Source organism: Kribbella sp. NPDC050470, assembly GCF_044458365.1.
Classification (GTDB): Bacteria; Actinomycetota; Actinomycetes; order Propionibacteriales; family Kribbellaceae; genus Kribbella.
Genome location: NZ_JBITHV010000008.1, coordinates 55,247 through 74,877, shown reverse-complemented (window position 1 = coordinate 74,877; position 19,631 = coordinate 55,247). Strand labels below are relative to the sequence as shown.

Genomic DNA, 19,631 nt, shown 5'->3' with positions numbered 1-19,631 from the left:
TGCTACCACTATCACCCCTTTTACTGGAATCACAGGTGGCGTCATGTCCGACACGTCCCGCCGAACCCAGGCCGTGCTCGCCGTACTCGGCGCCGGCACCTTCTCCTACGTGACGATCGAGATCCTGCCGATCGGCCTGCTGACCGTGATCGCGGACGACCTCGGCCGGTCCCGCTCCGACGTCGGCCTGCTCGTCACCGGGTACGCCGTGCTCGTCGCGCTGACCGCGATCCCGCTGGCCCGGCTCACCCTCGGGCTCCCCCGCCGGCCCGTCCTGGGCGCCACGCTCGGCCTGATGGCCGTCGGCGCGACCGTGTCTGCGACGGCGCCGACGTACGAGGTCCTGCTCGTCGGGCGGCTGCTGACGGCGCTGTCGCATGCGCTGTTCTGGTCGATCATCTTCCCGATCGCGACCAGCCTGTTCCCGCCCGCAGTCCACGGCCGGGTGGTCGCCAGGCTGTCCATCGGCTCCGCGCTCGCTCCGGTCGTCGGCATCCCGCTCGGCACCTGGCTCGGTGAGCAGGCCGGCTGGCGACTGCCGTTCGCCCTGATGGCCGTCTTCGCGGCTGCGACCGGTCTGACCGTTCTGGCGCTCCTGCCTCGCGGCAGCGCACACCAGACGACAGCGAGCCGCGGACGCGCTCATGGCACGCGTCGCTACGCCGTACTCGTGGCCAGCACAGCTGTCGGCGTAGCGGGCTTCCTGACGTTCAACACCTACGTCACGCCGTTCCTGCTGGACGTCAGCGGCTTCGGCACCGATGCGCTCGCCCCGATCCTGCTGGCCTGCGGGCTGGGCGGCCTGGCCGGGACTCTGCTCATCGGCCGGCTCATCGAGCGGGACCCGTGGGTGGCGGTAGTCCTGCCGCTGGCCCTGGTCGGCGCATCGCTGCTGGCCCTCTACTCGGTCGGGCACGAGCGGGCGCCGGCGGTGTTGCTGTACGCGCTCGTCGGGATGTCCTTCAGCATGCTGGCGGTCGGCATCCTGAGCCGGACGCTGCTCGTGGCGCCGGGGAGTCTGGACCTCGCTTCGGCCGGCACCAATGTCGCTTTCAATGTCGGGATCGCGGCCGGCGGGCTGATCGGCGGGGTGCTGCTCGACCACACCGGCGTGCGCAGCGTGGCCCTGGTCGGCGGCCTGCTGGCGATCCTCGCGCTGACGGCGATGACGGCAGATGAGCCGGTGCTGGCCCGCGGCCGCCGGTTGATGCAAGAGTGCGAGGATGGCTGTCGAGTTCGTGAAGAGACGGCATGACGCGCCACCGGGCTTCTTCGAGGTCGAGGCGGCCGGCCTGCGCTGGCTCGCCGTACCCGGTGGGGCGGCGGTTGCGGAGCCCCTGGACGTCTCCCCCAGTCATCTGAGCATGGTCAGGCTCGAGCTCGCCCCACCGACCGGTGCCGCGGCCGACGAGTTCGGCCGTCGGCTGGCCGTGACGCACGACGCCGGCGCTCGGCACTTCGGCGTACCGCCGGACGGCTGGGACACCGACGGCTACCTCGGCACGATCGGGCTGCCGCACACGCTGGAGCCGGTGAAGTCGTGGGGCGAGTTCTACGCGAACCTGCGACTGCGGCCGTACCTGCGGTCGGCGTACAACCAGGGCACGATCGACGGGCACCAGCTGCAGGTGATCGAGCAGGTCTGCATCCGCCTGGAAGCCGGGGCGTACGACGACCCGACCGACCCGCCGAGCCGGATCCACGGGGACCTGTGGTCGGGCAACGTCGTCTGGTGCACCGACGGCGTCCACCTGATCGACCCGGCGGCGCACGGCGGCCACCGTGAGACCGACCTGGCCATGCTCGGCCTTTTCGGGCTCCCACAGCTCGAACGAGTGCTCCGCGCGTACGACGAGGTGCATCCGCTCGCGGACGGCTGGCGGGACCGGGTCGGGCTGCACCGGCTGCACCCGCTGCTGACCCACGTGGTGCTGTTCGGCGGGAGCTACGTACCGCAGGCGATCGCGATGGCCCACAAGTATGGCTGAGACCCTTGCAAGATCCTGACCCAGTGAGTGAGCAAGCGCGCGGACCGCTCCGGCGTCGCTGTCACCGCGGCCACGCCTGAGGGCCTGTTCCGCGGCGTCACGACTCTGCGCCAACTGCTCCCAGCCAAGGCCGACGCTGGCACCCTGCAGAACGGCCCGTGTCGCGGGTACGACGATCTCCGACTCACCGCGGTACGCGTACTGGGGCACCGACGACGCCCGGTCGCAGGGCCTCGCACGCCAAGCCGCGGCGCAGGGGGGCCAAGGTCGTGCTGTCTCCGGCCAACCGTGCGTACCTGGACATGAAGTACCACAAGGACACCCCGTACGGGCTGTCCTGGGCCGGTCTGGTGAGCGTGGAGAAGTCCTACAGCTGGAACCCGTCCACGCTCATCCCTGACCTGCCTGCGGATGCCATCGCGGGGGTCGAGGCGCCGCTGTGGTCGGAGACGCTCGACGAGGTGGACAAGGTCGAGTTCATGGCCTTCCCGCGGCTGCCGGGCATCGCCGAGCTCGGCTGGTCCCCCGCGTCCGCGCTCGACTGGCCGACGCACAAGGACCGGCTGGCCGGTCAGGGCTCGCGGTGGGACGCGCTGAGCGTGAACTTCTACCGCGCGCCGGAGATCGCCTGGCGCTAGGTCTCCAGCACCCGTTCGAGCAGCCAGGCGGTGGTCTGGTCGAGGTCCTGCTCGGCGACGGTGAGGTGCGTGGCGGGCGAGCCCGGCGCGTCACGCACCTCGACCCGGTACACGAACCGGTCCGGCTGGGGTATCCCGGAACCGAGCCTGCCCTGGTCCAGCGCCCGGACGGCGGCCTCCAGCCGGGCCGCGTCGGGCTGGAACGTGGTGTCGAGCTCACCGTGTGCCATCAGGCCGGCGAAGCCTCCGCTGCGGGTCACTGTGACGATCAACCGTGCCTCCTTCGGGCTCACCCTCGCGGTCTGCGCAACGATTGTCCAGAGGCGCGCGACACGCCCGAAAAATCGATCAGGTTCGCGCGTCCATCACCCGGCGTACCGGGCGCAGTCCCACGTTGGAACCGCCCGGCCGCCGGTCCCGGCGGCGAACGAGCAGGTCGGCGCGGGATTTCGTGGTCCCGGCGGGGTGTTCCGGGCGCGTTTCGGGGTGTTCACGGAACGTGGCGACCGGCGACTATTAGCGACACGTGTTCTCGGTCACCCCTACCACCCGGCCGGATAACGGCTACAGTTATCGCGTTGCAGTTTTGGACTCCCTGACTTTTGCTGTGCTGCATGGCCGGTCTGTCGTCTGGGGCCTTTCGGCGACGCGTGGCCCATGAGGTGTGGGTCGCGGATTGTTACAAGCCATCGAGGAGATAGACACAAATGGCTGTCGGTACTGTCAAGTGGTTCAACGCTGACAAGGGCTTCGGCTTCATCACCCCGGATGACGGTGGCGCGGACGTGTTCGCGCACTACTCGGCCATCCAGATGTCGGGCTTCCGTTCGCTGGACGAGAACCAGCGGGTCGAGTTCGAGATCACCCAGGGCCAGAAGGGCCTGCAGGCGGAGAACATCCGCCCGATCTGATCCGTTCAGATCACCCTTCGAGAAACTGAAGTGAAGGGGCCGCACACTCACCGGTGTGCGGCCCCTTTACCGTTTCGCCGCGGGTACCGTCAAGGACATGACCGACAGTGAGGCTGGGTACGACCGGGACGGCGAGCACAGGACCGAGCGGCTCGACCGGCACTGGAACGAGCTGCTGCAGGAGCTCCGGCTGGCCCAGACCGGTACCCAGATCCTGTTCGCGTTCCTGCTGAGCATCGCCTTCCAGGCCAAGTTCCAGGAGGCCGACTCGTTCACCCACGACGTGTACGCCGGCACCCTGATCGCCTCCGCCCTGGCCGTCGGCCTGTTCCTCGCGCCGGTGTCGTTCCACCGCGTCGTCTACCGGCAGAAGCTGCGCGACCGGATGCTCCCGATCGCCGGTCACATGGCCTCGGCCGGCATGATCTTCCTCGTCATCGCGATGGCCGGCGGCGTGCTGCTGGCGCTGGACGTCGTACTCTCCCGCTCGGTCGCGATCGTGATCACCGCGATCGTGCTCGCCTGGTTCACCGTCTTCTGGTACGTCATCCCCGCCTGGGTCCGCGCTAACGCCAACGGGGAATGACCTCAGCCGCCACCTTCTCGAGCACGTCGACCGACCCGGCGTAGACGCCTTCCAGGCGGGGCCAGTGGGTGATGACGTCGGTGAAGCCGAGGGCGGCGGCGCGGCCGACGACGTCTTCGAAGGCGTCGACGCTGCTCAGCGAGAAGCGGGCGGAGTCGAGCGCCAGGTAGCGGTCGAGCGGCTGACCTTCGAGTACGTCGTCCAGGCGGTGGCTCAGGTCGACGACCGTGGCGAACCAGGTGTCGAAGTCCGCTGACTTGATCCCGGTGGTCACCCAGCCGGCGCCGTACCTGGTCGCCAGTCGCAGCGACCGCGGGCCGTTGGCCGCCATGATGAACGGCACCCGCGGCTGCTGCACACACCCCGGCAGCGTCCGGCCGTTCCGCGTCTCGAAGTACTCGCCCTTGAAGTCGACGCCGTCGGTCGTCAGCAGCTTGTCCAGCAGTACGACGAACTCCTCGAAGCGGTCCACCTTCTGCCGGGGGCTGAGCTCCGGGCCGCCCTGGATCGTGGTGTCGATCCCGCCGCCCGAGCCGACCCCGCACAGGAACCGGCCGCCGGAGACGTCGTCCAGCGCCAGGATGTCGCGGGTCAGCGCGAGCGGGTGCCGGAAGTTCGGCGAGGTCACGAACGTGCCCAGCTTGATCGTCGAGGTGACCATTGCGGCCGCGGTCAGCGTCGGCGTCGTCCCGTACCAGGGCGCGTCCTGCAGGCCGCTCCAGGTCAGGTGGTCGTAGGTCCAGGCATGGTCGAACCCGAGCTCCTCCGCCCGCCGCCACCGCGGCGCCGCCTCGCTCCACCGGTACTCCGGCAGGATGGTGATCCCGAATCGCATGAGCGCACCCTAACCACAGTGTGGCCGAAACCACGATTGTTGCGTTTTGCCACGAACTTCGGCACGGTCGTCAGGCAGTCCCCTACCAAAAGGAAACGGAGGCGCGCCGAAGCGAGGCGTGATTCACCTGTGGCGATCGATGTCGACAGCCCGGCAGAGAACACGAATCCCGACCATGCACAACACCCTGCCATCGCAGCACCTCCTCCGCCCGGCAGCCGAAGTCGCGGCTCCGGCCTCGACCGCGTCGTCTTCGGCGTCACCGCGGTCATCGCCCTGGCCTTCGTCGCCTGGGGCTTCGCCGACGCCACCGGTCTCGGTACGGCGTCCACCTCGGCCCTGACCTGGGTCGAGACCAACACCGGCTGGCTGTTCGTCCTGCTGGCCTCCGCCTTCGTCGTCTACGTGCTCTGGCTGGCGGCCGGCCGGTACGGGCGGATCCCGCTCGGGCGCGACGACGAGGAGCCCGAGTTCAAGACCGTGTCCTGGGTGGCGATGATGTTCAGCGCCGGCATGGGCATCGGCCTGATGTTCTACGGCGTCAGCGAACCGCTGACCCACTTCACCAGCCCGCCGCCGGGAACAGTCGAGGCCGGCTCGTCCGCCGCGCTGCAGACGGCGATGGCGACCACGCTGTTCCACTGGACCCTGCACCCGTGGGCGATCTACGCCGTCGTCGGGATAGCCATTGCCTACGGCACCTTCCGGCGCGGCCGCTCGCAGCTGATCAGCTCCGCGTTCGCGCCGCTGCTCGGCCGCCGGACCGAGGGACCGATCGGCAAGGTGATCGACGGGCTCGCGATCTTCGCGACGCTGTTCGGCTCGGCCGCGTCGCTCGGCCTGGGCGCGCTCCAGATCGGTTCCGGCGTGCAGATCCTGGGCTGGCTGGACAAGACCGGTAACGCGTTGCTGGTCGGCGTCATCGCCGTACTCACCGCGGCGTTCGTCGCGTCCGCGGTGTCCGGTGTCGCGAAGGGCATCCAGTGGCTGTCCAACATCAACATGGTGCTGGCCGTCGTCCTGGCGTTCTTCGTCTTCGTCGCCGGCCCGACCGTGCTGATCCTCAACCTGGTCCCGACCGCGATCGGCGACTACTTCCGCGACCTGGCCGAGATGGCGGCCCGGACCGAGGCCAGCGGCGGCGACGCGATGTCCGAGTGGCTGTCCGGCTGGACCGTCTTCTACTGGGCCTGGTGGATCTCCTGGACGCCGTTCGTCGGGATGTTCATCGCGCGGATCAGCCGCGGGCGCACGATCCGGCAGTTCGTCACCGGCGTGCTGCTGGTGCCGTCGCTGGTCAGCCTGGTCTGGTTCTGCATCTTCGGCGGTACGGCGATCGACCTGCAGCGCAACGGGGTCGACGTCGCCGGGCAGTCCACCACCGAGGGCCAGCTGTTCGGGGTGCTCGACCACATTCCGCTGGCCGCGGTGACGACGATCGTGGTCGTGGTCCTGGTGGCGATCTTCTTCGTCTCCGGCGCAGACGCCGCGTCCATCGTGATGGGCACGCTGTCCGAACGCGGCGCGATCGAACCCCGCAAGCCGGTCGTCATCTTCTGGGGCGTGCTCACCGGCGCCGTCGCGGCGGTGATGCTGCTGGTCGGCGGTGGCGGGTCCGAGGCACTTCAAGGCCTGCAGAACCTGACCATCGTGGCCGCGCTTCCGTTCGCGCTGGTCATGGTCGGGCTCGCGGTCGCGCTGGCCAAGGACCTGCGCACGGATCCGCTGATGCTGCGGCATGCGATCGGCTCGGAGGCGGTCGAGGCAGCAGTCATCGAAGGTGTCAGCAACCACGGCGACGACTTCACTCTGGTCGTCGCCGGCAACGGCCACGACACCCCCGGCACCGACGTACCGGAGTCCCCACAACCCCAGGACGAGGTTCCACCTCCCAAGCCCTGAGCTGTGGGAACGAGCGCCGGCCAGGCGAGGACCTGGCCGGCGCTTGTGCGTCGGGCCGTTTGCCCCTGGCAACCGTTAGGCATCCCGGCCATGCGCATTCTGGTTACCACCACGTGAGCGGCCGCGTCATTTACGCAGTCAAGGAGCCGGAGGCACCCGGCGGCGGCGTGCGAGTCATCGCCCACACCGACAACTATCCGGGCTGGGCCCCCGCGCCGCACGTTTGGGCCGTCTCCCGGGAGAGCATCGACGTACTGGCCCGAGTCCACCCGCACCTGCCCCTCAGCCACATCCCCAACCCCGTCGACAGCGACCTCTTCCGTCCCGGCCATCGCGCCGTACGGCGAATCGCCTGGATGCCGCGCCGTCGCCCGTTGGAGTCGACCGTCCTCGAGCGGATCCTCCGCAACGACGCGCGCACGCAGGATGTCGAGCTCCTACCGCTCTCCGGCCTGACCGAGGAGCAGGTCGCGGAAGCCCTCGGCGAGACGTCGGTCTTCATCGCGCTCGGCATCTCCGAAGGCTTCGGCCTGCCCGTCGCCGAACCGTTGTCGGCCGGCTGCCTCGTCGTCGGCTACCCAGCCGGCGGCGGCGCGTTCAGCGGGTGGGGGTAGGGAAGGTGGCCAGGGCGTTGGTGCCGATGCTGCCCAGCCAGACGTGGCCGTCGCGTTCGCGGACTCCGGTGGGCATGTGGAAGTTCGGGTGGTGGCCGCGGAGGTCGTGCACCAGCGTGCCGTTGTCGTCGTACGCCTGGATCTCGATGATGTCGGCCGCCTTGGGCTTCAGCGCCTCGGGCAGGTTCCACACCAATGTCCGCAGGAACGGCTGCTTCGGCAGCAGGAAGTCGAGCAGCGCGTTCCGCGGCGAGCCGATCGTCACCCAGATCAGTCCGTCGGACCCGCGCGCGATGTTGTCCGGCAACCCCGGGATCGCCGCGACCAGCTCCGGCTCCGCACCGTCGGTCGTCAGGTCGAGCTTGTAGAGCCCGTACGTCGCCGACTCGGCCCAGAAGAGCGTACGACGGTCGCCGCTCAGCGCCACGCCGTTCGGGAAGCCCCGGCCCGTGGTCAGCCGCGTCAGCTCGCCATCCGGGGTGAGGCGGTACACGCTCCCGGTCGTGGAGTGCTCGAGCAGGTCCGCCATCCACTCGTCGATGCCGAACCGCGTCGACGAGTCGGTGAAGTAGATCGTCCCGTCCGGGGTGATGTCCGCGTTGTTGCAGAACCGCATCGGCCGGCCGTCGACCTCGGACAGCAGCGTCGCGATCCGGCCGTCCTTGTCGAGCGTCAGCAGCCCGCGGTTGGCGTCACAGATCAGCACCTTCCCGTCCGGCAGCCACTCCAGCCCCAGCGGCCGCCCGCCGGTGTCGGCGAGCGTCGTGATTGTCTTGCCGTCCGCGCTGACCCGCAGGATGCGACCGTCGTACAGCCCGGTGAGCACGCTGCCGTCTTCGTCGATCAGCGTGTCCTCCGGCCCGTCCCCCGGCAACGCGACCGTCTGCACCTCGATCCGGGTCGGCTCACGCTTCGGCGGCGCAGCAGGCGGAGTCCATCGCACAGGCGAAATCGACGACTTCATGCGCCGACCCTAGCGCTCCTCCCCCCGGTGTGTAACCGCACGCTCCGGCGCGCTGAGGGACCCCTGAACCCTGCGCCGTCAGCCATCTCCACCCGATCCCCACCACAACCGTTGCTCAAGAAATTCTGCCTACCAGAACTTCCGGGGAGCATGATCAGCAAACGCTTTATCGCGGGGTCGGCTGTTGCCGTGGAATGCTTCGTACTGCGCACGGAATTGTGCTGTTTCAGGTTCGTTCTGGAAGTTTCTGGCGAACGCGAGTACACGTGGATGTCAAGGGGGCTCATAAGGGGGAGCGAGATGGCCGAGCATGAGATTCGGATCGCACTGGTGATGAATGGCGGCGTCAGCTTGGCGGTGTGGATGGCTGGCGTCACGCACGAACTCGACCTGATCCGCCGCGCGAGCACGCCGGGTGCACCTCCGGCGCAACCGTACGACGAGAAGGTGGCCGCCCGCTGGCAGCAGTTGCTGCGCCCGGAGCAGGGGTACGAGCAACGGCGATTGGTCATCGACGTGATCGCCGGCACGAGTGCCGGCGGTTTGAACGGGGTGATGCTGGCAACGGCGATCGCTCACGACGCAACCCTCGACCCGACCGATGGAGCCGACGTCAAGACTCGTGGTCCGTGGCTACGCGAGCAGTGGCGCGAACTGGGGGCATTGGAGGCGACGAAGTTACTGCCTGACAATGCCGGCGAACGAACCGGTTCGGTGCTGAACGGCAGATTCTTTTTGCAGGAGGCCACCCGACTGCTGACGTGCTTGGCCGATAAACGCACACCGACCGCAAACCATCCGGTGACTCTATTCACCACCGCCTCCGGACTGGGCGAGCAGGGATTTGATGCCTACGACTACGCCGGCACGCCGTTCGACGTGGCCGATCACCGGTTCTTGTACCGATTCACCACCGACCTGCCGAGAATTTATGACCGTAGATCGATCGAGTTCCCCGCGCCACCGGATCCCGGCGCCCAGTTCGGCGACACCAGCCTCCTGGCCCGCGCCGCGCGGGCGTCGGCGTCGTTCCCGGTCGCGTTCGCGCCGGTCAACGAGGACGACGAGTTGAACAAAGTACGGCCACCTCGCGAGCGGCCACGACGGACCGACACGGCGCCGTCGTGGCTGATGGACGGCGGGGTACTCGACAACGCGCCGTTCGGCCCAGTGCTGGAAACGGTGTCCCGCAGCGAGGTCGAGAGCCATGCCAGCCGGTACTTGGTGTACGTCGTTCCGTCCTCCGGAGTCGGCAAGGCGACCACCGCGGTGTCCGACGACGAGCCGTCTTGGAAGCAGACTGCCGGTTCAGCGATCCAGTTCCCCCGTGAGGTGGACTTTCGATCTGACATGGAGGATTTGGAGCGGCTGCTGCTGGACGCCGACGCCAGTTGGTCCGATACGCAACGCCTGTTCAACAAGGCATGTCATGACCCCATGGAGCGGGCGCGGGTCATGCTCGCGGCCGAGCAGTTACAGCCCACCTACACCCGGGGCCGCGCGGCAGGTGGTGTATGGGAAGCAGTCACGGTCTCCAGATCCGGACGCACGACAGTGCTCGACAAGGCCGCCGCAGTCTCGGACGAGGCGGTCAAGGAGATCCTCAAGCTGGATCTGACCTGGACACCGCCTGAAGGCGCCGCAGTTGCCCCGACGCTCGTCGCGACCAGCGGACAGGTGGTGTGGCCGTGGGGTCTCGGCCCGGCCGAACGGGTGACGCGTCTGGTCCTGCGGTGGCTGCGGTCCAACCTGGCCGACGCGTTCAACGCCGCCAAGGTCGGCGACCTGAGCCGTCCCCGTTCGGTCCCCGAACTGGAGGACGACATCTCGAAGGCCAGCGAGGTGCTGCGCAACATCCTCGCCGTTCGGGAGGCACTTACTCCGGCCGTCAAGGCAGCGCAACTGACCACCCGGACACCCGAGGTCCAAGTCGCCACCGCGCTCAACCGCATCTTCTCCGATCACCGGGTGCCCGAGGCACTGGGCCAGGAGATCCGCCGACTCGAGGAATCCATCCCAGACGGCGCGGACCTGGTCGAATTGGCACTCGCGACGGAGGTGGTCTCCCGCTGCACGTCGTCCCGCACACCCGATCGGCGCAGTGCCCCATTCCGCTTCGTTCGGCTTGGTCCGGACGTCGCGTTGCCTGTGCTGAGCGCTCCGGATCGGAAACTTGCCACCGATCTGGGCGACCGGATCCTGTATGGGACACAGGTCGGTCACTTCGGCGCGTTCGGAGCGGCAGACTGGCGTCGTTGGGACTGGCTGATGGGCCGGCTGCACGCGGTCGCGCACATCGGCACGCTGCTGCACGCAGGTCAAGACGCCCAGGCAGCGGAGGAGTGGGTAGGTGCAACCCAACGCGAAGTACTGGCTGCCGAGAACTGGGAAGACGTAGCGGTCGCCAAACGGCTTCACAGCCTGCGGGATGACTTCCTGTCCGCCTCCGTCTGGGGTGGACTGGGCCGGATGATCGATGCGCTCAACGATGCTGACCAGGACCGCAACAAGCCAGCGTCGACCACCACCGGTCTAGGCGACCGACTGGTGCACGTCTCGGGTGGTCTCGGCAAGCGACCCGGGCAGTGGATCAAGGTCGTCGCAGGCCGCGAGACCAGGAGCAACAGCACCCTGGAGCAACTCGTCCGGTGGTTCACCGAGCCGACGCGCGATCTCGTGTGGAGCGTCCTGACGGCAGGCCAGGTGAAGTCCGCCCGCGCACAAGGCGGCGCGGTGGCACTACTGCGCTCCGCGGTCTGGTTCGCTGCTGCTCTGCTCGGCGCCGCGTTGCTACTCGCGGCGCTGCTGGGAGGCGATGCCTCGTGGTGGGTTGTGGTGCTCGCCGGCCTAGGATCCGCAGCCCTGCTGGTCGGGCTGGCGCTTGGAGTACTGGTGGCGCGACTGAACAGCACCCGGACGTCCCTGCGCGACTGGATTCAGGTGCGACTCGAACGGTGGCTGAGGCCACAGCCCTGACGGCTGGACCGCACAGACACCCCTCGCGGTCAGCCCGGGTAGAGGGCGGGGCCGGCCGGCGGAGGTGGGGTGTAGTCGGGGGTTTCGCCGTTGGTGGCGCCGAGGAGGCGGCGGGTCAGGGCGTCTTGGGACGAGAGGAGCTCGGCGGTTGCCTTGCGGAGGTGGTCGGCGTCGGGGGGTGTGCCTGACTCGGCTGCCAGCAGGATGGTTCGGCGTACCAGCTCTTTGGTGAAGGAGGCGGTGGTGCCTTCGGTCTGGGTGACGATCTGGTCGATGACGTCGGGGCTGAGGTCGAGGCCGGGGCCGTAGAGGTGCAGGAGGCGGGCGCGGCCGTCGGCGTCCGGCAGAGGTACCTCGACGGCGAGGTCGACGCGGCCGGGGCGTTGCATGAGCGCCGGCTCCAGGAGATCGGCGCGGTTGGTGGTGAGAAGGAAGGCGACGTCGGCGTCCTCCGCGAGACCGTCCATCTCGTTGAGCACCTGGAACAGCAGCGGGTTCTCCATCCCGCGCGAGTAGTCGCGGGCCTCGGCCACCAGGTCGCAGTCCTCCAGCACGATCAGCGCAGGCTGTAGCAACCGCGCCAACGCACACGCCTGCGAGATGAACCCGATGCTCGTCCCCGCCAGCAGTACGACGGTGAACGCCGGCAACCGCGACAGCAGGTACCGCACGGTGTGCGTCTTCCCGGTCCCAGGCGGCCCGTAGAGCAGCACGCCGCGCCGCAAGTGCTGACCCGCGTCCAGCAGCGTCTGCCGATGGTCGGCGATCCCGATCACCTCCCGCTCGACCCGCTCCAAGACCCCGGCCGGCAGTACGACGTCCGCCCGCGTGATGCCCGGCCGCGGATGCAGCCGGAACGGCCCGACCCCCTGCCCGAACTCGTGCCCCTCGAAAGAGACCACCTTCCCGCGGAAGATGTTGTTCTTCCGGATCAGCTCCGGCAGCGCATCGAGGAAGCTGTCCGCCTTCCCGGTCGCCAGCACCTCCAGATCGACCCGGATCCGCCCGTACTGCGGATTCGCCGAGCGCAGCAGCGCGACGTACCGCTCCGAACCCCGCACCCCGAGGTAGAACCCGAACGAGACGCAGTCCATCTCCTCGTCCACGTCGATCGGCAGCCGCTCGTAGTCGACCGACCCGATGCCGAACCGGTCGTACTGCGCGAGCTCCAGCACCTCACCGAGCGAGTGGTGACCGCGGTTCGACCCGGCCAGCCCGATCAACTCGAACGAGTCGAACCATGCCTCGATCGCGAATTGCACGTTCGGCAGGTCGTACGGCGCGAAGCTCGACGACACCACCGGCAGCTGGTCGGGGTCGGCGCCGAGATGCGCCCGCAACCGGTCCAGCAGGTTCTCCCGGTCGCCCGCGCGGCGATGCTGCTGCATCCGCTCCAGGAACCCGGTGAACAGTCGCGCGAACTCGTCGATCTCGTCGCCGTTCTCCATCCCGCACTACCCCCGCCTCGTTCGGATACCGGCCTGATCCGGAGGGTCCTCCGAAAAGCCGGATAGGATCTCCACCATGACAGATTCCGAGTCCACCGACCGTCCGTACGCCGCCTTCCCGGTCCGGATCGGCCTGCAGGTCCAGCCCCAGCACGCCCAGTACGCCGACATCCGGCGGACCGTGGCCGCGGCCGAGGAGATCGGCGTCGACGTGGCGTTCAACTGGGACCACTTCTACCCGCTGTCCGGTGAGCCGGAGGGCCTGCACTTCGAGTGCTGGACCATGCTCGCCGCCTGGGCGGAGGCGACCGAGCGGATCGAGTTCGGCGCCCTGGTCACGTGCAACTCCTACCGCAACCCCGACCTGCTGGCCGACATGGCCCGCACGGTCGACCACATCAGCGAGGGCCGGCTGATCTTCGGCATCGGCTCGGGCTGGTTCGAGAAGGACTACGACGAGTACGGCTACGAGTTCGGTACGGCGGGCGGCCGGCTGGACGCGCTCGGCGAGGCGCTGCCGCGGATCGAGAAGCGGTGGGCCAAGCTCAACCCGCGCCCGACCCGGGACATCCCGGTGCTGATCGGCGGCGGCGGCGAGAAGAAGACGCTGAAGCTGGTCGCGCAGCACGCGAACATCTGGCACGGTTTCGGCGACGCCGAGACGATCGCGCACAAGCACGCCGTACTGGACGAACACTGCCGGACGATCGGCCGCGACCCGGGCGAGATCGAGCGCTCGGTGGGCGTCGGCGACAAGAAGCCCGAGGACGTCGGCAAGAAGTTCCTCGACGTCGGCACCCGGCTGTTCACCGTGCACTCGTCGGGGCCCGACTACGACCTCGGCCTGCTTCGCGAGTGGGTCGCCTGGCGCGACGAGGTCAACGCCAAGTAGCAGCCGCTGCCGGGTGGCGCGAGCCACCCGGCAGGGTGGTCGCCGGAGTCGATAGGATTTCCGGCATGTCTACGTTGCCTGAGAACGGTTCGGTGCGGCCTATCACCCGGTGGGGTGAGGACGTCATGCACCGGATCAACCAGCCCGTGACCGACTTCGGGGACGAGTTCCAGACGCTGATCGCGGACATGGTCGCCACGATGAACGCGGCCGAGGGTGTCGGACTGGCCGCGAACCAGGTCGGCGTGGACCTGCAGGTGTTCGTGTTCGACTGCCCGGACAAGGACGGGAACCGGGTCCAGGGCGTCGTCTGCAACCCGGTCATCGAGCTGCCCGAGGGCAAGGACCGCCGCCTCGACGAGGGCGACGAGGGCTGCCTGTCACTGCCGGGCGCCTTCACCAAGTGCGCCCGTCCCGACTTCGCTCGGGTCACCGGCCTCGACCAGCACGGCGAGCCGGTCTCCTTCGAGGGAACCGGCCTGCTGGCCCGCTGCCTGCAGCACGAGACCGACCACACCCAGGGCACCGTCTTCGGCGACCGGCTCTCCCGCAAGTACCGCAAGCGCCTGTTCGGCGAAGCCGAGGAGCTGGCCCCCGACTACCCCGCCGACTGGCCCGTCTCCCCCATGATCGAACACGAAACCGACCACGAAGGCACCCCGGCGACCTGACCTACCAGCGGGCCTTGTCCAGGTCCGCGAGGATCGCCTCGACCGACTCGTCCGGGGTCAGGTTGGTGGTGTCGAGCCAGAGGCCTCGGCGTGGGGTGTTGTCGACGTACGTCTGGAAGGCCCGGACGGCGTTGATCAGGCCGCCGTCGGCGTCCTGCCAGTCGCGGTAGGCGTTGTTGCCGCCGCGGGCGAGCTCGCGTTCCACGACGGACTCGACCGACGGGGTCAGCATGACGAAGTACGGATCGACGTCGTGCAGCCGGCCGAACCAGCGCTCGACGTCGTCCTCGAAGATGTTGTCGCTGCAGACGAAGTCGAACCCGGCGTCGGCGTAGTGCTGAGCGATCAGCGCGGAAGCGTCGTACCGGAGGTGCAGCTGACGTAGCGCCTCTGGCGACGGATCGGGCGTCATGATGTCGGCGCCGGCGACGACGCCGCGGTAGAACACGTCACCGTCGAGCGTCGCGGCGGGCGGTCCGAGCCGAGCGGCGAGCAGCGGCGCGATCGTCGACTTCCCCGCGGCCTGCATCCCGGTGACGAGCACTACCTTCGGCATGCCCCCATCAGATCACCCGCGTCCACCGGTTCTCGCACTCCAGGCCGCGGCCGTCATCGAGTAGATGGTGGCGTCGAACTGCTCGCCGTCCTCCTCCAGCCTCGCCTCGTGGTCGAAGCTCATGCCGAGCCGGCGCATCACGCCGATGCTGCGCAGGTTCGGCGTGTCCGTGACCGAGATGACGCGGGGGAGCCCCAGCGTGGTGAACCCGTACTCCAGCCAGGACGCCGCCGCTTCAGTCGCGTAACCGTGTCCCCAGTACGCGCGGGCGAGTCGCCAGCCGATCTCGAAGTCGTCCGGGTACCACGGCGTGAACTGCAGCCCGCAGGCGCCGACGAAGGCACCATCGGTACGGCGCTCGATCGCCAGGAACCCGGTGCCGTCCGAGGCGAACCGCTTGTTGACGCCCGACGCGATCCGGTCCGATTCCTGCCGATTCAACGGCTTCCCGAGGTATTTCATCACCTCGGCATCCGTGTTCAACGCGGCCCACGGCTCCAGGTCGTCGTCGCGGAACGGGCGCAGCAGCAGGCGTTCCGTCGTACGCATGACTCCCCCTTAACGTCGCGTCGCGTAGAAGGCGACTGCGGCCGAGGATGCCACGTTCAGGGAGTCAACACCCCCAGCCATCGGGATGCGCACGGTCAGATCTGCCTTTTCGAGCACGTGCGGCTTGAGGCCGTGCCCTTCGGTGCCGAAGATCAGCGCGAGCCGGTCGTCGCGGCGGGCGACCAGGTCGTCGAGGCTGATCGAGTCGTCGGTGAGCGCGAACGCGGCCGCGACGAACCCGCGGTCCTGCAGGGTGTCCAGGTCGCCGGGCCAGGACGTGAGCCGGGTCCACGGGACCTGGAAGACCGTGCCCATCGAGACCTTGATCGACCGCCGGTACAGCGGGTCCGCGCAGGTCGGCGTGACCAGCACGAGCTCGACGCCCATCGCGGCGGCGGCGCGGAACCCGGCGCCGACGTTCGTGTGGTCGACGATGTCGTCGAAGATCGCGATCCGTCGTACGTCGTTCGTCAGCAAGTCGGGCAGCGGGACGGCCGGTTGACGCCGGTACGACGCGAGCGCGCCGCGGTGCACGTGGAAGCCGGTGACCTGCTCGGCCAACTCCTCGGAGACGACGTACACGGGGGTGTCGGGCCATTTCGCGAGTACGTCGTGCAGGGAGTCGAGCCAGCGCGGTGCGAGCAGGAACGAGCGCGGCTCGAAACCGGCCTCCGCGGCCCGGCGGATCACTTTGTCGCCCTCGGCAATGAACAGCCCGTGCTCCTCCTCGAGGAGCCGGCGCAGGTTCACCTCCCGCAACCGCACATAATCAGCCAGCCGCTCGTCCCCCGCATCCTCCACCCCCACGAGCCGACTCATCCCGCCCCGCCCGCCTCCGCTCCCGCACCCGGCTCCGCGGCGGCAGCGCCGCCGACTTGTGCTGCGACCTCGACTACGTTGCCGATGACAACGATCGCGGGCGCTCCGACGCCTGCCTCCTGCATCGTGTCGGCGATCCCGGCCAGGTCGGACGTCACCATCCGTTGACCCGGAAGGGTGCCGTCGGCAATGGCTGCGGCCGGGGTGCTCGCCGGGCGACCGGCGGCGATCAGCCGCTCGGTGATCGCAGGCAGGTTCTCGACCGCCATCAGCAGGACCAGCGTGCCGGACAGCTGCGCCAGCGCGTCCCAGTTGATCAGCGAGTCCGGATGCGACGGCGGGATGTGACCCGACACCACGGTGAACTCATGCGTCACGCCGCGATGCGTCACCGGGATCCCGGACACCGCCGGCACCGAGATCGAACTGGTGATCCCCGGCACGACCGTCCACGGCACGCCGGCCTCCGCGCAGGCCAGCGCCTCCTCGAAGCCGCGACCGAACACGTACGGATCGCCGCCCTTCAGCCGTACGACGACCTTCCCCTGCCGACCGCGATCGACCAGGATCCGGTTGATCTCCTCCTGCTGAGCCGCCCGCCCCCGAGGCAACTTGGCCGCATCGAACAGCTCCACGTCCGGGTGCAACTCGTCCAGCAACTGCTGCGGCGCCAGCCGGTCCGCCACGACGACGTCGGCCTCGGCGAGCAACCTGCGCCCGCGGACCGTGATCAGATCCGGATCCCCCGGTCCCCCACCCACGAGATAGACACCCGGCCGCCTGTCGACCTCGCGCGCAGCCAACGCACCCGAGCGCAGTTCCTCCAGAATCGCGTCCCGGACCGCGGCCGAACGCCGGTGATCACCACCACCAAGCACGCCGATCGTCACGTTGTCGTGCTGCCCGGACGCGGGCGTCCACGCAGTCGCCCTGGACCGGTCGTCGGACCGCACGCAGAAGATCCGGCGCTCCTCGGCCTCGGCCGACACCCGGTCGTTGACATCGGAGTCGTCGGACGCCACGACGACGTACCAGGCTCCGTCGAGGTCGCCGTACTGATAGCCGCGCTCGACCCAGGTCAGCGACGGGTTGGAGAGCAGGCCCTCGATGGTCGGGGTGATCGCCGGGGAGATCAGGTCGATCTGCGCGCCGGACTCGATCAGCCGCGGCAGCCGTCGCTGGGCGACACCGCCGCCGCCGACCACGACCACGCGGCGTCCCTCGAGCACCAGGCCGGACAGGTACTGACTCGTCACGAGCTGATCCCAGCGGACTCGAAGGTGGCCATCTCGCCGAGCGCGCGGACGGCGCAGGTCAGGATCGGGTACGCCACCACCGCGCCTGTCCCCTCGCCCAGCCTCATATCGAGGTCTACCAGCGGCTGCAGGCCGAGCGTCTTCAGCGCGATCGCGTGGCCCGCCTCGGCCGAGCGGTGGCCGGCGACGCAGTAGTCGATCACGGCCGGATGGAACGCCTGCGCGACCAGGGCGGCGGCGCCCGCGATCACCCCGTCGAGGATGACCGGGACCTTGTTGGCCGCGGCGCCCAGGATGTACCCGGCCAGGGCTGCGTGTTCGAGGCCGCCGTACGCCTCGAGGGCCTTGAGCGGCTCCGTCGCCGGTACGTCGTGGTGCGCGAGAGCCTCCGCGATCACTTTGGTCTTGTGGGCGAGCGTGGCGTCGTCGATGCCGGTGCCGCGGCCGGTGACCACGTCCGCGGTCGAGCCGGTGAAGGTCGCGATCAAGGCGGCCGAGGCGGTCGTGTTCGCGATGCCCATGTCGCCGGTCAGGAGGCAGCGGTAGCCGTCCTTGACCAGGGTGTTCGCGAGGTCGAAGCCGACCGCGATCGCCGCCATCACCTCGTCCTCGGTCAGGGCCGGCTCGACGGACAGGTCGCGGGTGCCGGGGCGGACCTTGGCGTGCACGATGTCCAACTCGTCCACGTCGGCCGCCACGCCGACGTCGACCACGCGGACGTCGACCCGGTTGTTCGCCGCGAAAGCGTTGACCGCGGCGCCGCCGGCGGCGAAGTTCGCCAGCATCGCGGCGGTCACTTCCTGCGGCCAGGGCGACACGCCCTGTGCGTGGACGCCGTGGTCGGCCGCGAAGACGGTCACCACGGCCGGCGCCGGTACGGCGGGCGGGCAAGTGCCGGTCATCCCGGCCACCTGGACCGACAACTCCTCCAGCACGCCAAGTGAACCGGCCGGTTTCGTCAACGCGAGCTGACGCTCCGCGGCAGCCCGCATCGCCACCGCGTCCGCCGGGCCGATCCGGGCCAGGTACTCCTCCACCGCACGTCCTCCACTCGTCGCCTGGTCCGATCTTCGCATCTCCACCCGGGTGCCCCTGGACGAATCCGTGTGATGTGGACAGTAATGTCGGAATCACCACACGTCGCGAGACCCCGGAGGCTCCCAGATGTCGCTCGATCGCCCCGTCGCACCGGACCCGTACGCACTGCTCCCGAAGGCCGGCACCTTCACCGTCACCAGCACCGACGTCGCCGACGGCGAGCCGCTGTCGGACGACCACGCCTTCGCCGGCGGCAACACCTCGCCGCAGCTGAGCTGGTCCGGGTTCCCCGAGGAGACCAAGGCGTTCGTCGTCACCTGCTTCGACCCCGACGCCCCTGTCGTCTCCGGCTTCTGGCACTGGGTCCTGGTCAACCTCCCCGCAACCGTCACCTCCCTCGACACCGGCGCCGGCACCACCGAACGCCTCGACAACGGCGCCTTCCACGTCCGCAACGACTTCGGCACCAAGAACTACGGCGGCGCCGCCCCACCCGCCGGCGACCAGGTCCACCGCTACTACTTCGCCGTCCACGCCATCGACGTAGAGGCCTTAGACGTCGACTCCGACGCCACCCCCGCCGTAGTCAGCTTCAACCTCGCCTTCCACACCCTCGCCCGAGCCCTGATCACCCCCACCTACCAGGTAACCGAGTAGTACCTGGCCGGACCTTCGGACACCATGCGGGGACCTCGGACACCAAGTCAGATGTCCGAGGCCCCGAGCAGCTGTACGAACCCAGCGGGGAACCTCCGACGAGGCAGGTCCCCGTCGACGCTCAGTCTGGTGGCCGGCCCGGGTGCGCACCGGCTCACGACGGATCGCCTCCTGGCGCGACCACGTGGCGGTTGAACGCCGGCGACGAAGGAGCCCGGCTGGGCGCGAGGCCCCGCAGGGAAGGTTGGGTGGGGTGGGAGCGGTGGCGAAGCACGCGACGAAGGAGCAGGCGTAGCGGCGCGTGGGCCAATGCAAATGGGTGGACAGCGGT

21 protein-coding genes are annotated in these 19,631 nt (G+C 69.0%); 12 read left to right on the top strand and 9 right to left on the bottom strand.

Annotated elements, in window-relative coordinates:
- Nucleotides 1-43: 43 nt before the first annotated feature.
- The 4 genes from ACIBGM_RS24390 to ACIBGM_RS24375 are packed head-to-tail and all read left to right on the top strand — an operon-like array spanning nt 44 to nt 2,626.
- On the top strand, nt 44-1,255 hold the full coding sequence (locus ACIBGM_RS24390) for an MFS transporter (RefSeq protein ID WP_360533650.1): 1,212 nt from the start codon (nt 44-46) through the stop codon (nt 1,253-1,255).
- Nucleotides 1,224-1,988 (top strand): fructosamine kinase family protein, encoded by a 765-nt coding sequence (locus tag ACIBGM_RS24385; RefSeq protein WP_396386844.1) that lies wholly within the window; start codon nt 1,224-1,226, stop codon nt 1,986-1,988. Before ACIBGM_RS24390 ends, ACIBGM_RS24385 begins: the two co-directional genes overlap by 32 nt.
- 27 nt (nt 1,989-2,015) lie before the next feature.
- The gene (locus tag ACIBGM_RS24380) at nt 2,016-2,294 is read left to right on the top strand and encodes a glycoside hydrolase family 20 zincin-like fold domain-containing protein (protein ID WP_360533644.1); all 279 of its coding nucleotides are present in this window, start codon (nt 2,016-2,018) and stop codon (nt 2,292-2,294) included.
- On the top strand, nt 2,258-2,626 hold the full coding sequence (locus ACIBGM_RS24375; RefSeq protein WP_396386843.1) for a family 20 glycosylhydrolase: 369 nt from the start codon (nt 2,258-2,260) through the stop codon (nt 2,624-2,626). Before ACIBGM_RS24380 ends, ACIBGM_RS24375 begins: the two co-directional genes overlap by 37 nt.
- On the opposite strand, the gene ACIBGM_RS24370 is transcribed toward ACIBGM_RS24375, so the two are convergent.
- Nucleotides 2,623-2,898, bottom strand: a complete 276-nt coding sequence (locus tag ACIBGM_RS24370) for a protealysin inhibitor emfourin (protein ID WP_360533638.1) — start codon at nt 2,896-2,898, stop codon at nt 2,623-2,625. The two genes, ACIBGM_RS24375 and ACIBGM_RS24370, sit on opposite strands and share 4 nt — an antisense overlap.
- Nucleotides 2,899-3,333: 435 nt before the next feature.
- Here ACIBGM_RS24370 and ACIBGM_RS24365 point away from each other — a divergent pair, with 435 nt between their 5' ends.
- Nucleotides 3,334-3,537 carry a cold-shock protein gene (locus tag ACIBGM_RS24365; protein WP_360533635.1) on the top strand — a complete coding sequence of 68 codons (204 nt, stop codon included), beginning with the start codon at nt 3,334-3,336 and terminating at the stop codon, nt 3,535-3,537.
- Nucleotides 3,538-3,634: 97 nt separating this feature from the next.
- Nucleotides 3,635-4,123, top strand: coding sequence for a DUF6328 family protein (locus ACIBGM_RS24360; protein ID WP_360533632.1), 489 nt, complete (start codon nt 3,635-3,637; stop codon nt 4,121-4,123).
- Here ACIBGM_RS24360 and ACIBGM_RS24355 read toward each other — a convergent pair.
- The gene (locus tag ACIBGM_RS24355) at nt 4,104-4,958 is read right to left on the bottom strand and encodes an LLM class flavin-dependent oxidoreductase (RefSeq protein WP_360533629.1); all 855 of its coding nucleotides are present in this window, start codon (nt 4,956-4,958) and stop codon (nt 4,104-4,106) included. The two genes, ACIBGM_RS24360 and ACIBGM_RS24355, sit on opposite strands and share 20 nt — an antisense overlap.
- A gap of 129 nt (nt 4,959-5,087) precedes the next feature.
- Between ACIBGM_RS24355 and ACIBGM_RS24350 the strand changes: the two genes are divergently transcribed.
- A complete protein-coding gene (locus ACIBGM_RS24350) occupies nt 5,088-6,860 on the top strand; it encodes a BCCT family transporter (RefSeq protein WP_360533626.1) in 1,773 nt (590 codons plus the stop codon).
- A gap of 113 nt (nt 6,861-6,973) precedes the next feature.
- Nucleotides 6,974-7,474, top strand: a complete 501-nt coding sequence (locus tag ACIBGM_RS24345) for a glycosyltransferase (protein ID WP_360533623.1) — start codon at nt 6,974-6,976, stop codon at nt 7,472-7,474.
- Here the strand turns inward: ACIBGM_RS24345 and ACIBGM_RS24340 are convergent.
- Nucleotides 7,458-8,438, bottom strand: a complete 981-nt coding sequence (locus ACIBGM_RS24340) for an SMP-30/gluconolactonase/LRE family protein (protein WP_360533620.1) — start codon at nt 8,436-8,438, stop codon at nt 7,458-7,460. The two genes, ACIBGM_RS24345 and ACIBGM_RS24340, sit on opposite strands and share 17 nt — an antisense overlap.
- A 150-nt stretch (nt 8,439-8,588) precedes the next feature.
- On the opposite strand from ACIBGM_RS24340, the gene ACIBGM_RS24335 reads away from it, so the two are divergent.
- Complete coding sequence (locus ACIBGM_RS24335; RefSeq protein WP_396386842.1) at nt 8,589-11,414, top strand: DUF3376 domain-containing protein; 2,826 nt, start codon at nt 8,589-8,591, stop codon at nt 11,412-11,414.
- A 29-nt stretch (nt 11,415-11,443) separates the two neighbouring features.
- Here the strand turns inward: ACIBGM_RS24335 and ACIBGM_RS24330 are convergent, their stop codons facing one another.
- A complete protein-coding gene (locus ACIBGM_RS24330; RefSeq protein WP_360533614.1) occupies nt 11,444-12,862 on the bottom strand; it encodes an ATP-binding protein in 1,419 nt (472 codons plus the stop codon).
- A gap of 76 nt (nt 12,863-12,938) precedes the next feature.
- Here ACIBGM_RS24330 and ACIBGM_RS24325 point away from each other — a divergent pair, with 76 nt between their 5' ends.
- Entirely contained in the window at nt 12,939-13,754 is an 816-nt protein-coding gene (locus ACIBGM_RS24325) for an LLM class F420-dependent oxidoreductase (protein ID WP_360533611.1), read from the top strand.
- 65 nt (nt 13,755-13,819) lie between these two features.
- The gene (def, locus tag ACIBGM_RS24320; RefSeq protein WP_360533607.1) at nt 13,820-14,425 is read left to right on the top strand and encodes a peptide deformylase; all 606 of its coding nucleotides are present in this window, start codon (nt 13,820-13,822) and stop codon (nt 14,423-14,425) included.
- 1 nt (nt 14,426) lies between these two features.
- On the opposite strand, the gene ACIBGM_RS24315 is transcribed toward def, so the two are convergent.
- Genes ACIBGM_RS24315 through cobT form a run of 5 tightly spaced genes read right to left on the bottom strand, consistent with a single transcriptional unit; the run spans nt 14,427 to nt 18,642 of the window.
- The gene (locus tag ACIBGM_RS24315) at nt 14,427-14,981 is read right to left on the bottom strand and encodes an AAA family ATPase (RefSeq protein WP_360533604.1); all 555 of its coding nucleotides are present in this window, start codon (nt 14,979-14,981) and stop codon (nt 14,427-14,429) included.
- Between the two features lie 12 nt (nt 14,982-14,993).
- Nucleotides 14,994-15,530, bottom strand: a complete 537-nt coding sequence (locus ACIBGM_RS24310) for a GNAT family N-acetyltransferase (protein ID WP_360533601.1) — start codon at nt 15,528-15,530, stop codon at nt 14,994-14,996.
- 9 nt (nt 15,531-15,539) lie between these two features.
- Entirely contained in the window at nt 15,540-16,349 is an 810-nt protein-coding gene (locus ACIBGM_RS24305) for an RNA methyltransferase (RefSeq protein WP_360533598.1), read from the bottom strand.
- Nucleotides 16,346-17,605 carry a uroporphyrinogen-III C-methyltransferase gene (gene cobA / locus ACIBGM_RS24300; protein WP_360533595.1) on the bottom strand — a complete coding sequence of 420 codons (1,260 nt, stop codon included), beginning with the start codon at nt 17,603-17,605 and terminating at the stop codon, nt 16,346-16,348. Before cobA ends, ACIBGM_RS24305 begins: the two co-directional genes overlap by 4 nt.
- Nucleotides 17,602-18,642 (bottom strand): nicotinate-nucleotide--dimethylbenzimidazole phosphoribosyltransferase, encoded by a 1,041-nt coding sequence (gene cobT, locus ACIBGM_RS24295; protein ID WP_360533592.1) that lies wholly within the window; start codon nt 18,640-18,642, stop codon nt 17,602-17,604. Before cobT ends, cobA begins: the two co-directional genes overlap by 4 nt.
- 127 nt (nt 18,643-18,769) lie before the next feature.
- Between cobT and ACIBGM_RS24290 the strand changes: the two genes are divergently transcribed.
- Entirely contained in the window at nt 18,770-19,300 is a 531-nt protein-coding gene (locus ACIBGM_RS24290) for a YbhB/YbcL family Raf kinase inhibitor-like protein (protein WP_360533589.1), read from the top strand.
- The last annotated feature ends 331 nt before the right edge of the window (nt 19,301-19,631 follow it).

What these genes read in the sequence shown, in the direction of transcription:
- ACIBGM_RS24390 (WP_360533650.1), top strand. Translation starts at nt 44, where the DNA reads ATGTCCGACACGTCCCGCCGAACCCAGGCCGTGCTCGCCGTACTCGGC.
- ACIBGM_RS24385 (WP_396386844.1), top strand. Translation starts at nt 1,224, where the DNA reads ATGGCTGTCGAGTTCGTGAAGAGACGGCATGACGCGCCACCGGGCTTC.
- ACIBGM_RS24365 (WP_360533635.1), top strand. Translation starts at nt 3,334, where the DNA reads ATGGCTGTCGGTACTGTCAAGTGGTTCAACGCTGACAAGGGCTTCGGC.
- ACIBGM_RS24360 (WP_360533632.1), top strand. Translation starts at nt 3,635, where the DNA reads ATGACCGACAGTGAGGCTGGGTACGACCGGGACGGCGAGCACAGGACC.
- ACIBGM_RS24355 (WP_360533629.1), bottom strand. Translation starts at nt 4,958, where the DNA reads ATGCGATTCGGGATCACCATCCTGCCGGAGTACCGGTGGAGCGAGGCG.
- ACIBGM_RS24340 (WP_360533620.1), bottom strand. Translation starts at nt 8,438, where the DNA reads ATGAAGTCGTCGATTTCGCCTGTGCGATGGACTCCGCCTGCTGCGCCG.
- ACIBGM_RS24335 (WP_396386842.1), top strand. Translation starts at nt 8,589, where the DNA reads ATGATCAGCAAACGCTTTATCGCGGGGTCGGCTGTTGCCGTGGAATGC.
- ACIBGM_RS24330 (WP_360533614.1), bottom strand. Translation starts at nt 12,862, where the DNA reads ATGGAGAACGGCGACGAGATCGACGAGTTCGCGCGACTGTTCACCGGG.
- ACIBGM_RS24325 (WP_360533611.1), top strand. Translation starts at nt 12,939, where the DNA reads ATGACAGATTCCGAGTCCACCGACCGTCCGTACGCCGCCTTCCCGGTC.
- def (WP_360533607.1), top strand. Translation starts at nt 13,820, where the DNA reads ATGTCTACGTTGCCTGAGAACGGTTCGGTGCGGCCTATCACCCGGTGG.
- ACIBGM_RS24315 (WP_360533604.1), bottom strand. Translation starts at nt 14,981, where the DNA reads ATGCCGAAGGTAGTGCTCGTCACCGGGATGCAGGCCGCGGGGAAGTCG.
- ACIBGM_RS24310 (WP_360533601.1), bottom strand. Translation starts at nt 15,530, where the DNA reads ATGCGTACGACGGAACGCCTGCTGCTGCGCCCGTTCCGCGACGACGAC.
- ACIBGM_RS24305 (WP_360533598.1), bottom strand. Translation starts at nt 16,349, where the DNA reads ATGAGTCGGCTCGTGGGGGTGGAGGATGCGGGGGACGAGCGGCTGGCT.
- ACIBGM_RS24290 (WP_360533589.1), top strand. Translation starts at nt 18,770, where the DNA reads ATGTCGCTCGATCGCCCCGTCGCACCGGACCCGTACGCACTGCTCCCG.